At 65.8% G+C, this 14,240-nt stretch carries 15 protein-coding genes; 3 read left to right on the top strand and 12 right to left on the bottom strand.

Annotated elements, in window-relative coordinates:
• The first annotated feature begins 71 nt into the window (after positions 1 to 71).
• Positions 72 to 680, top strand: coding sequence for a type IV toxin-antitoxin system AbiEi family antitoxin (locus ACT9TC_RS00600; RefSeq protein WP_458041557.1), 609 nt, complete (start codon positions 72 to 74; stop codon positions 678 to 680).
• Here ACT9TC_RS00600 and ACT9TC_RS00595 read toward each other — a convergent pair.
• The 11 genes from ACT9TC_RS00595 to pdxS all read right to left on the bottom strand — a co-directional run bounded on the left by ACT9TC_RS00595 (position 667) and on the right by pdxS (position 11,502).
• Positions 667 to 2,922 carry a RelA/SpoT family protein gene (locus ACT9TC_RS00595; protein ID WP_458041556.1) on the bottom strand — a complete coding sequence of 752 codons (2,256 nt, stop codon included), beginning with the start codon at positions 2,920 to 2,922 and terminating at the stop codon, positions 667 to 669. The two genes, ACT9TC_RS00600 and ACT9TC_RS00595, sit on opposite strands and share 14 nt — an antisense overlap.
• Positions 2,923 to 3,025: 103 nt before the next feature.
• Positions 3,026 to 4,015 carry a protein translocase subunit SecF gene (gene secF / locus ACT9TC_RS00590; protein WP_458041555.1) on the bottom strand — a complete coding sequence of 330 codons (990 nt, stop codon included), beginning with the start codon at positions 4,013 to 4,015 and terminating at the stop codon, positions 3,026 to 3,028.
• Positions 4,015 to 5,733 (bottom strand): protein translocase subunit SecD, encoded by a 1,719-nt coding sequence (gene secD, locus ACT9TC_RS00585; protein WP_458041554.1) that lies wholly within the window; start codon positions 5,731 to 5,733, stop codon positions 4,015 to 4,017. The genes secF and secD overlap by 1 nt, the downstream gene beginning before the upstream one ends.
• 46 nt (positions 5,734 to 5,779) lie before the next feature.
• Positions 5,780 to 6,253: a preprotein translocase subunit YajC gene (locus tag ACT9TC_RS00580; RefSeq protein ID WP_458041553.1), complete on the bottom strand. Its 474-nt coding sequence runs from the start codon at positions 6,251 to 6,253 to the stop codon at positions 5,780 to 5,782.
• 48 nt (positions 6,254 to 6,301) lie between these two features.
• Positions 6,302 to 7,345 carry a Holliday junction branch migration DNA helicase RuvB gene (gene ruvB, locus ACT9TC_RS00575; protein ID WP_458041552.1) on the bottom strand — a complete coding sequence of 348 codons (1,044 nt, stop codon included), beginning with the start codon at positions 7,343 to 7,345 and terminating at the stop codon, positions 6,302 to 6,304.
• Complete coding sequence (gene ruvA, locus ACT9TC_RS00570) at positions 7,338 to 7,958, bottom strand: Holliday junction branch migration protein RuvA (protein ID WP_458041551.1); 621 nt, start codon at positions 7,956 to 7,958, stop codon at positions 7,338 to 7,340. Before ruvA ends, ruvB begins: the two co-directional genes overlap by 8 nt.
• Before the next feature lie 80 nt (positions 7,959 to 8,038).
• Entirely contained in the window at positions 8,039 to 8,614 is a 576-nt protein-coding gene (ruvC, locus tag ACT9TC_RS00565) for a crossover junction endodeoxyribonuclease RuvC (protein WP_458041550.1), read from the bottom strand.
• A 46-nt stretch (positions 8,615 to 8,660) separates the two neighbouring features.
• Positions 8,661 to 9,419 carry a YebC/PmpR family DNA-binding transcriptional regulator gene (locus tag ACT9TC_RS00560; RefSeq protein WP_458041549.1) on the bottom strand — a complete coding sequence of 253 codons (759 nt, stop codon included), beginning with the start codon at positions 9,417 to 9,419 and terminating at the stop codon, positions 8,661 to 8,663.
• 41 nt (positions 9,420 to 9,460) lie between these two features.
• Entirely contained in the window at positions 9,461 to 9,982 is a 522-nt protein-coding gene (locus ACT9TC_RS00555) for a DUF1697 domain-containing protein (protein WP_458041548.1), read from the bottom strand.
• Positions 9,983 to 10,003: 21 nt separating this feature from the next.
• Complete coding sequence (pdxT, locus tag ACT9TC_RS00550) at positions 10,004 to 10,600, bottom strand: pyridoxal 5'-phosphate synthase glutaminase subunit PdxT (RefSeq protein ID WP_458041547.1); 597 nt, start codon at positions 10,598 to 10,600, stop codon at positions 10,004 to 10,006.
• Positions 10,601 to 10,611: 11 nt separating this feature from the next.
• Positions 10,612 to 11,502 carry a pyridoxal 5'-phosphate synthase lyase subunit PdxS gene (pdxS, locus tag ACT9TC_RS00545; RefSeq protein WP_458041546.1) on the bottom strand — a complete coding sequence of 297 codons (891 nt, stop codon included), beginning with the start codon at positions 11,500 to 11,502 and terminating at the stop codon, positions 10,612 to 10,614.
• Positions 11,503 to 11,606: 104 nt separating this feature from the next.
• Between pdxS and ACT9TC_RS00540 the strand changes: the two genes are divergently transcribed.
• Entirely contained in the window at positions 11,607 to 12,944 is a 1,338-nt protein-coding gene (locus tag ACT9TC_RS00540; RefSeq protein ID WP_458041545.1) for an aminotransferase class I/II-fold pyridoxal phosphate-dependent enzyme, read from the top strand.
• A 7-nt stretch (positions 12,945 to 12,951) separates the two neighbouring features.
• On the top strand, positions 12,952 to 13,803 hold the full coding sequence (gene pdxY / locus ACT9TC_RS00535) for a pyridoxal kinase PdxY (RefSeq protein ID WP_458041544.1): 852 nt from the start codon (positions 12,952 to 12,954) through the stop codon (positions 13,801 to 13,803).
• A 24-nt stretch (positions 13,804 to 13,827) separates the two neighbouring features.
• Here pdxY and ACT9TC_RS00530 read toward each other — a convergent pair whose 3' ends face one another.
• Entirely contained in the window at positions 13,828 to 14,235 is a 408-nt protein-coding gene (locus ACT9TC_RS00530) for a type II toxin-antitoxin system VapC family toxin (protein ID WP_458041543.1), read from the bottom strand.
• Positions 14,236 to 14,240: the final 5 nt, after the last annotated feature.

The raw sequence follows: 14,240 nt of genomic DNA, 5'->3' as shown, positions 1-14,240 counted from the left end.
TCGGTAGAGCTTGTCCACAGATGTGCCCGCGTCACGCGTGAGCACTCGGGGCGTGCGATTCAATCGATCGCATGCCCTGGCCACTGATCTACCTTCCCGGTGAGCGGCTTTCGGTAGCCGAGCTCTCGGCAGCACGCCTTGACGGGGACGTCGTCGAGATCGGCGAGGGGTACATGCCCGCGGACGCTGTCGAAAGCACCGCGACCCGAGCGGCATCGCTCCGATCGATTTGCGGAACCCGCCTCGTGGTCGGTTCGTGGAGTGCCGCGTGGATATACGGCGCGCTGCATGAACCACCATCGCGGCACAGCGTCATGCGAGGCTCTGCGCATCGGGTCGGAAATCTCATCGACCGCCGCGCGATCTTTCACGACATCGGCATCGACGATCAGGACGTGTCGGATGTCGGGGGTGTGCTCGTCACGTCACCGCTGCGTACGCTGATCGACGTCGCCCGACGCATCCGCGATCCCGAAAATCGCGAGCGGGCTAACTCCGTCGTCGGCGCAATGATCGGCGCGGGGCTGGTCGATCCCCGGGAAGCCATCTCGCGAATCGACTCCGCAACGCGGCTTCCAGGTTCCCACGCCGCCCGACGCGAGCTCGAACGTCACCTCGATAAGGCGCTCGATGGGCCGCTCGATCCGGAGGCAACCCGGCTCGTCGTCAGCCTGTCGTGACGCGGTACACGTCGTAGACGGCGTCGATCCGGCGCACGGCGTTCAGCACACGGTCGAGATGCACGATGTCGCCCATCTCGAAAACGAACTTGCTGAGCGCGAGTCGCTCGTGCGTGGTCGCGACCGTCGCCGACAGGATGTTGACATGGTGCTCGGTCAGCACGCGCGTCACATCTGAGAGCAGGCCCGAGCGATCCAGCGCCTCGACCTGGATCTGCACCAGGAAGATGCCCTTGGTCGTCGGCGCCCATGAGACCTCGATCATGCGGTCGGGATCCGCGGTCAACGCGTCGACGTTGGGGCAGTCGGTGCGGTGCACCGAGACCCCGCTGCCCCGTGTGACGAAGCCGATGATGTCGTCCCCGGGCACCGGCGTGCAGCACTTGGCCAGTTTGACGAGGATGTCGGCAGCACCGCGCACGAGCACGCCCGTGTCGTTTGACCGCGGCGTGCGAGGCCGACCGAGGTGCGGCAGTTCGACGGGACCGGTCGAGGTGTCTTCCTCGGTCGCGACGAGGGCCGTGACCTTCTCGATAACGGACTGCGTCGAGACGTGCCCCTCGCCGACCGCCGCATACAGCGCCGAGACATCCTCATAACGCAGCTGGTGCGCGACTTCGCCGAACGAGCCCTGGTTCATCAGGCGCTGGAGGGGCAGGTTCTGTCGTCGCATCGCGCGTGCGATGGCTTCCTTGCCCTGCTCGACCGCTTCTTCGCGGCGCTCCTTCGTGAACCATCCACGGATCTTGTTGCGGGCGCGGGTGCTCTTGACGAAGCTCAGCCAGTCCTGGCTGGGCCCGGCATCGGGGTTCTTCGAGGTGAAGACCTCGACGACATCGCCGGACGACAGGGAAGAATCGAGGGGCACGAGGCGCCCGTTCACCTTGGCACCCATGGTGCGGTGACCGACCTCGGTGTGCACGGCGTAGGCGAAGTCGACCGGGGTCGCTTCGGCCGGCAGCCCGATGACGCGCCCCTTCGGCGTGAAGACGTAGACCTCTTTTGCGCCGATCTCGTAGCGCAGCGAGTCGAGGAACTCGCCCGGATCGGCGGTCTCGGCCTGCCAGTCCGAGATGTGCGCCAGCCACGCCATATCGGCGTCCTGGGCCTTCGGGTCGGGCTTACCGCCGTTGACCCGCTCCTTGTACTTCCAGTGCGCCGCAACACCGTATTCGGCCTGCTGGTGCATCTCGTTCGTGCGGATCTGGATCTCGACCGTGCGCCCACCTGGACCGATCACGGTCGTGTGGAGCGACTGGTACAGATTGAATTTCGGGGTCGCGATGTAATCCTTGAACCGCCCCGGGATAGGCGTCCAACGGGCGTGGATGGCACCGAGCACGGCGTAGCAATCCCGCACCGTCGAGACGAGGACGCGGATGCCGATCAGGTCGTAGATGTCGTCGAACTCGCGTCCACGCACGACCATCTTCTGGTAGACCGAATAGAGCTGCTTGGGACGTCCCGCGACACGTCCGCGGATCCGCAGTTCTCGCAGGTCTTCCTCGACCGAGCCGATGACGTTGTCGACGTATTCTTCGCGCTGCGGTGTGCGCTGTTTGACGAGGCTCTCGATCTCGGCGTAGAGCTTCGGATGAAGCACCGCGAACGACAGGTCCTCGAGCTCGGCCTTGATCGCCTGGATACCGAGGCGATTCGCGAGAGGGGCGTAGATCTCGAGGGTCTCGGTGGCCTTCTTCTGCGCCTTCGCGGGCGGCACGAAACCCCAGGTGCGCGCATTGTGGAGACGGTCGGCGAGCTTGATGACGAGCACCCGGATGTCCTTGGACATCGCGACGATCATCTTGCGGACGGTCTCGGCCTGAGCCGCGTCGCCGTACTTGACCTTGTCGAGTTTCGTGACTCCGTCGACGAGCATCGAGACCTCGTCACCGAAGTCGGCCGAGAGCTGATCGAGGCTGTACGCGGTGTCTTCGACGGTGTCGTGCAGGAGTGCGGCCGCGATCGCCTTCGGCCCGAGACCGAGCTCGGCGAGGATCTGCGAAACCGCGACGGGATGCGTGATGTAGGGCTCGCCGCTCTGGCGTAGCTGACCCTGATGCGCGCGCTCGGCAACGACGTAGGCGCGCTCGATCAGGGCGAAGTCACCCTTGGGGTGATTGGCGCGCACGGTGCGAATGAGGTGCTCGACCCCGCCGCGCCGCGTCGAACGCGAGAAGATGCGGGGAACCAGCCGGCGAAGGCTCGAAGCTTGGGGTGCCGGGGGCAGCGTTTCGGTCATGCTGCGCCCTTCCCCGCCTCGATAACGCGGTGTGGCACCACCCCGCCGGATCGGACCATCCTACGCCCGCCCGCGGGACTGACCGGCGGCACGCACGTTCCGCTCAGCTGTCCACCGCGGCGAGATCTCGGGCTGCGCGGACGCGGTCGTCGCGCTCACGCAACTGCGGCTCCCCCTCGCGGAACAGTGAGTACAAAGGTGCGGCGACGAACAGCGTCGAGTAGGCCGCGACGATGATGCCGACCGTGATCGCAAGCGAGATGTCACTCAGCGTGTCGGCGCCGAGCCACAGAGCACCGATGAAGAGGATCGCCGCGACGGGCAGTACCGCGACGACGGAGGTGTTGATCGAGCGCACGAGCGTCTGGTTGACGGCCAGGTTGACGGACTCGCCGAAGGTACGGCCGGTGGTGAGTCCGTCCTCGGTCGTGTTCTCTCGAATCTTGTCGAAGACAACCGTCGTGTCATAGAGCGAATAGCCCAGAATCGTGAGGAATCCGATCACCGCGGCGGGAGAAATCTCGAATCCCGCGAAAGCGTAGACACCGACCGTGATCACGAGCACGTCGACCAGACCGAGAATCGCTGCCGCCGACATTTTCCACGTTCGGAAGTAGATCGCGAGGATCAGGAAGGTCAGTGCGAGGAAGATCGCCAATCCCCAGAGTGACTGTCGCGTGACATCCTGGCCCCAGGTCGGGCCGATGAACGAGGTCGTGACCTCTTCGGCCGGCACCTCGTAGGCCGTCGCGAGGGCGGCGCTGACAGCGAGCGTGTCGTCCGCGCTCATCTGGTCGGTCTGGACCCGGATGGCGGTGCCACCGATCGTCGTGACCTTGGTGGTCGCGTCCGGCACGACCGTGCGCACGGCATCGGTCGCGACGAGCTGGTCTGGCTGCTCGAGCCCCGAAACGGTGAACTGCGACCCACCGGTGAACTCGATGGAGAACTGCGGCGGCTTGGCCAGCAGACCCACCGCGGAACCGATGATCAGCACGATGGCGACGATGAACCACAGCCGACGCCGCGGGACGAAAGGTACGGACAGCTTGCCCGTGTAGAGGTCGTTGCCGAATTGGCTCATGGAGCGCATCAGTCGTTTCCTCCGGGGTTCTTCGGTGCGGGTTTCGTCGAGCTGGCGATCTCTGCCTGCTTGCGTTCCGCGATCGTCTGGCGGCGCTCCGCCTCACCGCGCGACCGAGCGAGCCGTTTCGCCTTGGTGCCCTCGATTGCGACGGGTGCCCGGAATTCTGAGCGGCTGTGGTAAACCGCCCCGAGCGCCGTCGGATCGAGGCCGGAAAGCGGATGTCCCTGGCCGAAGAACCGCGTCCGGGCGAGCAGCTGCATGACCGGGTGCGTGAAGATCACGAAGATCAGGATGTCGATCAACGTCGTGAGCCCGAGCGTGAAAGCAAAACCCTTCACCGTGGCATCCGCCAGGATGTAGAGCACGACGGCGGCCAGGATGTTGACCGATTTGGAGATGTAGATCGTGCGCTTGGCTCGCGCCCAACCGTCCTCGACGGCTCCGGTGATGCTCTTGCCGTCGCGCAACTCGTCGCGTATTCGCTCGAAGTACACGATGAACGAGTCCGCCGTGAATCCGATGGTCACGATCAATCCCGCGACACCGGCGAGCGAGAGGCGGAAGCCCATGCGCCACGACAGGATGCAGAGCATCACGTAGGTCAGCACGCCCATCACGATGAGCGAGGCGATGATGACGAAGCCGAGTGCTCGATACGAGATCAGGGAGTACAGGGCGACGAGTGCGAGGCCGATGAGACCCGCGATCAGACCGATCTGGAGTTGCTGCGAACCCAGGGTCGCCGAGATCGTGTCGGAGCTCACGACCGTGAAGCTCAGCGGCAGAGCACCGTACTTCAACTGATCAGCGAGAGCCTTCGAGCTCTCCTGGTTGAAGTTTCCGCTGATGCTCGGCCGACCGTCGAGAATCAGACCTTCCATCGACGGGGCCGAAATGACGTTGCCGTCGAGCACGAAGGCGAACTGGTTCAACGGTGGGGTGGCACCCAAGAGTCGCTGACTGACCTCACCGAAGACCGTTGTGCCCTCGGCATCGAGAGTGAGCTGCACCGTCCACTGGTTGCTGGTCGTGTCGAGCCCGAAGGTGGCATCATCGATCGCCGTGCCGTCGATCTCGACAGGGCCGAGGATGTACTTGACGCTGCCGTCCGTCTCGCACGTGATGAGCGGCTGGTCGGCCGGGGCGTTCGCCGGGTCGTTGTCTTCGTTGGCGCAGTCGTAGGCCAGGAACTCAGCTTGCAAGGCCTCTGTGACCCACGCAGGGTCGCTCGCGTTCGACGGCTCGGTGGACGGGGTGGACGGCAGCGCCGGATCCGGAGTCGGATACGGCGTGGCCTCGCCGTCTTCGCCGACGAACTCGGTGGCCGGGCTGCCCGTGAAGATCACCGGACGCAACTGAAGCTGAGCGCTCGCCTGGATCCGCTCGCGCGTCTCTTCGTCCGCGTTGCCCGGAATCTGCACGACGATGTTGCGGCCACCCTCGGTCGCCACATCCGCCTCACCGACACCAGAGGCATCCACGCGCTGGCGCATGATCGTGACAGCCTGCTCGAGCTGCTCCGTGGTCGGCGCCGCGCCGTCCTCGGTCTGCGCCGCCAAGATGATCTGGGTACCGCCTTGCAGGTCCAGCGCAAGCTCGGGCGCCCATGTGCTCTGTTGGAACACGTACACGCCGAGCGCGTTGATGCCGAAGAGGATACCGATGATCGCCAGCAGGCCGATCAGTGCCCGCCAGGCATGGCGGACAGGTGAAGAAGTCGCCACCAGGGCTCAGCTTTCTCGAAGAAAAAAGGGGGCCACGCGGGGCAGGTCAGGCCTCGGGGTTGTTCTTACGCTCGGCCGCGCGCTGATCGGACTCGGCCTGGGCTCGCAGCTCGGCCTTGTGGTCGTCGCTCAGTGACGAGATCTCGCCATCTGCAACGCCCGCGATGTACTCGGCCTCGGATGCCTCGGCATCGATGAACTCGTCCTCGCTGACGACGCCTTCATCGGGATCGACCACGCGCAGGATCGCCTGGCTGTGCACCTTGATCTCGACGCCGGGGGCGATCTCGATCAGAGCAGGCTGGTCGAGGTTTTCGGGATCGAACTCGACGATCGTGCCGTACAGGCCACCCTGCAGCAGGACCTCGGCGCCGGGGACCGTCTGACGGGCCTTCTCGGCCTGCTCGACCTTGGCCCGCTGCATCCGTCGACGCGAGTTCCAGAACATGAAGCCGAGCAAGCCGACCAGGACGACGATGAGCAGGATGTCCATGAAGAAAGGTGCCTTTCGGGGGCGCACGGCGCGATTGAGGGCATACGACAAGAGAGGCGCGTAAGCCTTCAGCGATTATAGGTCATCGAGTCTGAGCGCGCCCTGCGCCTGGGGAGCGCCCAGATGGGCGTATGCCGCGGGCGTCGCCACACGGCCCCGTGGCGTTCTGCCCAGAAAGCCGATGCGCACGAGATAGGGCTCGACGACACTCTCGACGGTCTCGGATTCTTCGCCCACCGCGATTGCGAGAGTGCTGAGCCCGACGGGCCCGCCGCCGAAGCGGAACACGAGCGCATCGAGCACGGCGCGGTCGAGGCGGTCGAGACCGATCGAGTCGACGTCGTACAACTCGAGCGCGGACCGTACCGCGGCGAGGTCGCCCTCTTCCGAGTGCACCAGCATGAAGTCCCGCACACGCCGCAACAATCGGTTGGCGATTCGCGGTGTCCCGCGCGAGCGCAGCGCGATCTCTGCCCGGGCCTCCGGGCTGAGATCGACCCCGAGCATTTTCGATGACCGCCCGATGACGCGCTCGAGGTCCGATGCCTCGTAGAACTCGAGATGCCCGGTGAAGCCGAATCGGTCCCGCAAGGGGTTCGGCAGCAGACCCGACCGCGTCGTGGCACCTACCAGCGTGAAAGGTGCAAGATCCAGCGGGATGCTCGTGGCTCCGGCACCCTTTCCGACCATGATGTCGATGCGGAAATCCTCCATCGCGAGATAGAGCATCTCTTCTGCGGACCGAGCCATCCGATGGATCTCGTCGATGAAGAGGACCTCTCCGGGCGTCAGGCTCGACAGCAGAGCGGCCAGGTCGCCGGCGTGTTGGATCGCGGGACCGCTCGAGAGACGGAGGGGCCGCTGGCTCTCGTGCGCAACGATCATCGCCAGGGTCGTCTTGCCGAGGCCCGGCGGGCCCGAAAGCAGAATGTGATCGGCCGGACGCTGCTGGATACGCGCGGCATCGAGCAAGAGCTGGAGCTGCCCGCGCACCTTCGGCTGGCCGACAAAATCGGCGAGCGACCCGGGCCGCAGGGCGCCCTCAATGGCCAATTCCGATTCTTCGGCCACCGGGTCGACCTCGCGGAACGCGTCGTCGCCCGAAGGAGAGTCAGCCACGGGTACTTCCCTGTCGTGCGGGGCCGAGCGCCGCAAGCGTCACGCGCAGGAGGGCCGACACGCTGGCACGGTCGGCGTCCGTTGCCTCTTCGGCCGCCGTCGTGACAGCTTCGGTGGCGATGCGTTCCTGCCAGCCGAGTCCGACGAGCGCCTGTGCGACCTGCGTCAATACGTCCGAACTGGGCGCGGAGAACGAGGGCGAGCGCGATGCGACCGGCGCGATCTTGCCCGAGAGCTGCAGGACGATGAGCTTGGCGGTCTTGGGTCCGATACCCGAGACCTTGCGGAAGGGGGCGTCGTCTTCCGCGTGCACGGCTTCGGCAATGCGCTCTGCGGTCAGCTGCGACAGGACACCGAGCGCGGATTTCGGTCCGACGCCTGTGACCTGCAAGAGCAGCGAGAACAGCTCGAGCTCTTCACGCGTTTCGAAGCCGAAGAGCGACAGAGAATCCTCACGGACGATCAGGCTCGTGTGCAGCGCCAGGGTCTGGCCCGCGTGAGCCGAGCGTGCGACATCGACGGGAACGGCGACACTCAGGCCCACACCGCCGACTTCGATCACAACGGAGTCCACACCGGCATGCAGCACGACACCGCGCAGTGACGAGATCATGTGGCGATCCTAGCTCGAATCATCGTAGGTATGTTCGAGCGACACGCGGCGTCCCAGCGACGGATGTGGTCGATCAACGACTAACGGGATGTGCGGACCAGACGTTCGGCGTCGGCCCACGCACGCTGAGCCGGTGTCAACGGCGTCGCCCCCCGCCCGGCGACCGCGTCGCCGGAACGCCACGCGTGGCAGAGAGCGAGAGCCAACGCATCCGCTGCGTCCGCCGGTTGTGGAAGGGCGTCCAACCGCAGCACGCGCGCAACCATGGTCTGGACCTGACGCTTGTCGGCCGAGCCGTACCCCGTGATCGCCGCCTTGACCTCGCTCGGTGTATGGGTCTCGGCGGGCAGTCCATGCTCGGCCGCCAGCAACAGCGCGACCCCACTCGCCTGAGCCGTGCCCATCACGGTCTGCACATTGTGCTGTGCAAAAACACGCTCGACCGCGACGACATCCGGGCTGTGCTCGTCGAGTACCGCACGAATACCCGCGGCGATCACCGCGAGACGCTCAGGCAGCGGCATGTCCGGCGATGATCGGATGACGCCGACGTGGACGAGCCGACCGGACCGGTCCGGCGCGACATCCACGACCCCCATGCCGCAACGCGTCAGCCCGGGGTCGATACCGAGCACGCGGAGGGATCGGGTGCGCACTCCCCCACGCTATGCGTGCGGGCCGGCCCAGACGTCCAGGCGCGCCCTACTCGTCGTTCTCGAGCTCGGCCTGAACCTCGGAGGTCAGGTCGAAGTTCGAGTAGACGTTCTGCACATCGTCACTGTCTTCGAGCGCATCGATCAAACGGAAGACCTTACGTGCAGTCTCGGCGTCGACCTCGACCTTGAGGCTCGGCACGAACTCGACGTCGGCGGACTCGTAGTCGATTCCGGCATCCTGCAGCGCCGACCGGACCTTCACGAGATCGGTCGCCTCGGTGATCACTCCGAACCCGTCACCGTGCGGCTCGATCTCCTCGGCGCCCGCGTCGAGCACCGCGAGCATCACGTCGTCTTCGCTCGCACTGTCGGAGGACACGACGATGACGCCCTTGCGATGGAAGTTGTACGCGACGCTGCCCGGATCGGCCATCGTGCCGCCGTTGCGCGTCATCGCTGTGCGCACCTCGGCCGCAGCCCGGTTCTTGTTGTCGGTCAGGCACTCGATCAGCAGAGCGACACCGTTCGGGGCGTAACCCTCGTACATGATCGTCGTGTACTCGATCGACTCACCGGTGAGACCTGCGCCACGTTTGATAGCGCGGTCGATGTTGTCGTTCGGAACAGAAGTCTTCTTCGCCTTCTGGACCGCGTCGACCAGTGTCGGGTTGCCCGACATGTCGGCGCCGCCCATCTTGGCGGCGACTTCGATGTTCTTGATGAGTTTGGCGAACGACTTGGCACGGCGCGAATCGATGATCGCCTTCTTGTGCTTGGTCGTGGCCCACTTGGAATGGCCGGACATCCCCCCAGTTTACGGTGCCGCCGCATCCCGAACCGAACTCCCTACGCGATGATCTTCTGCAACGTCCGAAGGTTGCGGTTGGTCGTGCGCGCTCGATATGACTTGCGTGCAATCGCCCTGGCGAATGTCGTGTCGGTGGAGGAGCCCGCCGCGGGTGACCAATAGATGAGTCCGGACCCTCCCGCTACCGGGTCAGTCGTTGCATCCAGGGATGCCGCGTCGGCAAGGAGCTCTTCGCGGGTGGCCCCATCGAGGCAGAAGATCGCGTACGGCTGCCGATCGGGCGTGATCTCGAACGGGAACTCATCTATCACCCGCCCGATCTCGGCAGGTGTGCGCAACAAAATCCAGGCGTCGTAGCCGAACCGCTCTTCGAGAGCTGATTCTATGCGTGCCTTGAGCTCCGTCTCGGGGTTCGCCGAGTCGAACAGGACGTTGCCGCTGGCGAGAATCGTCCGCACATTCGTGAGCCCGAGGCCGCGAAACACGTCGACGAGGTCGGCGCTGCGGATCGTGATCCCGCCCACGTTCACTCCGCGCAGCAGCGCCACCCAATCCGACATTCCGCCAGGCTATCCCGCGGGTCAGGCGTGCGCTCGGACCGAGTCCAGAAAGAGCTGGTGGAAGCGATGCTCCCCCGACACCTCGGGGTGAAAAGCCGTGCCGAGCAGGTTGTCCTGCCGAACGGCGACCACTCCACCGTCCGCGAGGGACGCGAGAGGCTCGACGCCGGGCCCGTACTGCACCACGAGCGGAGCCCGGATGAACACGGTGTGCACGGGCGGATCTCCGAGCACCGCGACATCCAGATCCGTCTCGAATGATTCGGACTGGCCGCCGAATGCATTCCGCTGCACGGTCACATCGAGTCCGCCGAACGTCTCTTGCCCGACGATCCCGTCGGTGATGCGATCCGCCAGCAGGATGAGTCCCGCGCAGGTGCCATACATCGGCATGCCATCGGCTATCGCGTCGCGGATCGGCTGCTGCATCCCGAACGCACGCGAAAGCTTGTCGATCGCGCTCGACTCGCCGCCCGGCAGGACGAGACCGTCGACCGCCGCAAGTTCTGCGGGTCTACGCACGAGCGTGACGTGTGCGCCGAGTTGCGTGAGAACGTGAGCGTGTTCGCGAACATCACCTTGGATCGCGAGCACTCCGACACGGGGTGTGCTCTGCATACGACGTCTGGCTACCAGCCGCGCTCGGCGAGGCGGTGCGGGGCCGGCAGGTCAGACACGTTGATCCCGACCATGGCTTCACCCAGCCCGCGCGAGACATCCGCGATGACCTGGGCGTCGTCGTAGAACGTCGTCGCCTTCACGATCGCTGCGGCGCGCTCGGCCGGGTTGCCCGATTTGAAGATGCCTGAGCCGACGAACACGCCGTCGGCACCGAGCTGCATCATCATGGCCGCGTCCGCGGGTGTTGCGACACCACCGGCGACGAACAGCACTACCGGAAGCTTGCCGGTCTCGGCGACCTCGGCCACGAGGTCGTAAGGCGCCTGCAGCTCCTTGGCGGCGACGTAGAGCTCGTCCTTCGTCAGCGACTTCAGGCGATTGATCTCGCCCGAGATGGTGCGGATGTGCTTGGTGGCTTCCGAGACATCCCCGGTTCCGGCCTCTCCCTTGGAGCGAATCATGGCCGCACCCTCGGTGATGCGACGGAGTGCCTCACCCAGGTTCGTCGCACCGCAGACGAAGGGCACCGTGTAGCCCCACTTGTCGATGTGGTTGACGTAGTCGGCCGGGGACAACACCTCGGATTCGTCGATGTAGTCGACGCCCAGCTGCTGCAGGACCTGCGCCTCGACGAAGTGCCCGATGCGCGCCTTCGCCATGACGGGAATCGAGACGGCGGCGATGATGCTGTCGATCATGTCGGGGTCGCTCATGCGCGAAACACCACCCTGAGCGCGAATGTCGGCCGGTACGCGCTCCAGCGCCATGACGGCGACGGCGCCCGCGTCCTCGGCGATCTTCGCCTGCTCGACGTTGACGACGTCCATGATGACGCCACCCTTGAGCATCTCGGCGAGGCCGCGCTTGACGCGTGACGAACCGGTGGTGGGAGAGGTCACGGGTGGGATCCTTTCGCTGTGCAACGGGACGGATCGGGTGCCGCCCGGTTTGGCATAGGCCAAAAGATAGCATGAGCTTGATACGGTCGAGGCTCGAACAGAGGATGCAGGTGGCACAACGGATCAGTGGCGGCTCCGCGACCGAGATCGCCGAGAGTGTGCGCGCCCTGCTCGAGCGCTCAGACCTCGCACCGGGCGACCTGCTCCCGCCCGTACGAACACTCGCCGATGAGCTCGGCGTCAATCGCAACACGGTCATGGCCGCCTACCGACAGCTCGCCGGCGCCGGCTTGATCATCACGCGCGGACGCGCGGGTACCCGCGTCGTCGAACGAGCGCCCGTCGCTCAGGAGGGGTTTGCTGAGCGCGGCTCGCTCCGCGACGTCGGCACGGGCAATCCCGATCCGCGCTTCATCCCCGATCCGTCCGCAGCGCTCTCCGCAATGGCCGGGCGTCCGATCCTGTACGGCGAACCCGTGATCGATCCCGGTCTCGCGGCATGGGCCGGGACCTGGATGCGTGGCGACCTCGGTGATCGGCCGCACCGGTTGACGGTCACGAGCGGTGCGGTCGATGCGGTGGAGCGCATCCTGGCGCAGGCGCTCACCCGCGACGATCCCGTGGCTCTCGAAGACCCGTGTTTTCTCGCGAGCATCCATACGGTGCGCCTCGGCGGGTACCGCGCCGTGCCGGTGCCGATCGATGACGAGGGGATGACGGTCGAGGGCCTTCGCGCCGCGCTCGAGCAGGGCGTGCGCGCTGTGGTCTGCACACCCCGCGCGCAGAACCCGACCGGCGCGAGCCTCAGCGCGGAGCGAGCGGAACAGCTGCGCGGGGTGCTTGCCGAGCATCCGTACGTCCTGATCATCGAGGACGATCACTTCTCCCTGCTCTCCAGCGAGCCCTTCCATTCGTTGGTCGGACCGGAGCATCAACGGTTCGCGCTCGTCCGCTCGGTGTCGAAGTTTCTCGGACCCGACATGTGCCTCGCGATCGTCGCGTCAGACCCGCACACCGCCGAGCGTCTCGCACTGCGGTTGAGTCCCGGCACGACATGGGTCAGTCATCTGCTGCAGCGTCTGGTGCTGTCGCTCGTGACGGATGAGCAAGCACGCGAGACGATCTCTGCTGCTGCGTCGCACTATGCGGAGCGGAACGCCGCATTCACGGACCGGCTCAGGGCCGTCGGCATCTCCTGCGCCCATGCGGATGGTCTCAACCTGTGGGTGCCGTTGCCGATACCGGCGGCACGCATCGCGGCGAGAATGCAGGAGCGGGGCTGGCTCGTCCGCACCGGCGACGAGTTCGTGCTGGGCGATCCCGCGGCCGCACACCACCTCCGACTCACCGTGCACGCCCTCCCGGATGCCGACGCTGAGCGACTGGCCGCCGACCTCGGCGCGGCCGTGCAGGAACTCTCCACCAACGACGGGATGGGATGATCGTCCGATGAAGGTGCTCTCCATCCAGTCCGCCGTCGCCTACGGCCACGTCGGCAATTCCGCCGCGGTGTTTCCCCTCCAACGCATCGGAGTGGAGGTGCTGCCCGTCTACACCGTGAACTTCTCCAACCACACCGGCTACGGCGCGTGGCGCGGGCCACTCATCAGCCCGGACGACGTGCGCGACGTGATCCTCGGCATCGAAGAACGCGGCGTCTTTCCGCAGATCGACGCCGTGCTGTCGGGCTACCAGGGTGGCGAGGGCATCGGCGACGTGATCCTCGACGCCGTGGCGCGCGTGAAGGCGGCGAATCCCGACGCGATCTATGCGTGCGATCCCGTGATGGGAAACGCGAAGTCCGGATGTTTCGTCGCCCCGGCGATTCCCGTCCTGCTGCGCGAGCGTGTCGTTCCGGCTGCCGATCTGGTCACACCGAACCAGTTCGAGCTGGGATTCTTGACCGGCACCGAACCGGACACGCTCGAATCGACTCTCGTCTCGGCTGACCTGGCCCGCGGAATGGGACCACGCACCGTCCTCGTGACGAGCGTCGAGCGTCCCGATCGTGAGCCCGGCACGATCGAGATGCTCGTCGTGAACGACGTCGGCGCCTGGATCGTGCAGACGCCGCTGCTCCCGATGAAGGCGAACGGCTCGGGCGATGTGACGGCCGCGCTGTTCACCGCGCACTACCTCCGCACCGGCGACGCGGCGGACGCGCTCGCGCGAACGGTGTCGAGCGTCTTCGACCTGCTGCAGCGCACGCACGAGTCGGGCGAGCGTGAGCTGCAGCTCGTGGAGTCGCAGGAGTTCTACGCGAACCCGCGCCTGCAGTTCGAGGTCACCCGCGTCCGCTGATGCGTTTCGACTCGCTGTGCTCGCTCAACGGCCGGGCCGCCGTCGCGAGGTAAGTGCCTCGATCTCACAACGCGGGCCGGGAGCGAGCGCCAGTCGGTGATCCCCGGTGAGCAACGGGCAACCGAGCATCTCGGCGAGGGCGACGTAGACGGCGTCGTACGGCGTCACGTTGCGTCTCAGATCGATCACGCGGTTTATGAGATGCCGCATCGGCATCCGTTGGAGTCCCACGATGGCAAGATCGTCGATCGCTTCAGCGAGGCGTTCGTCGTCGAGATCGCCCGCGAGCCACCTCCGGCGAAAGACCGACGCCACTTCCACATCGATGAGTTCCGGCGCGACGAGTCGGTCTTCGGCGAGGAGACGGGCGCGCGCCCGTTCCCCGTCATCCGAATCGTCGGCGAGTGCATTGGCCAGCACACTCGCATCCACGACGA

This window comes from Microbacterium sp. HM-570, assembly GCF_054165885.1.
This window is presented reverse-complemented; position numbering and strand designations above follow the sequence as displayed.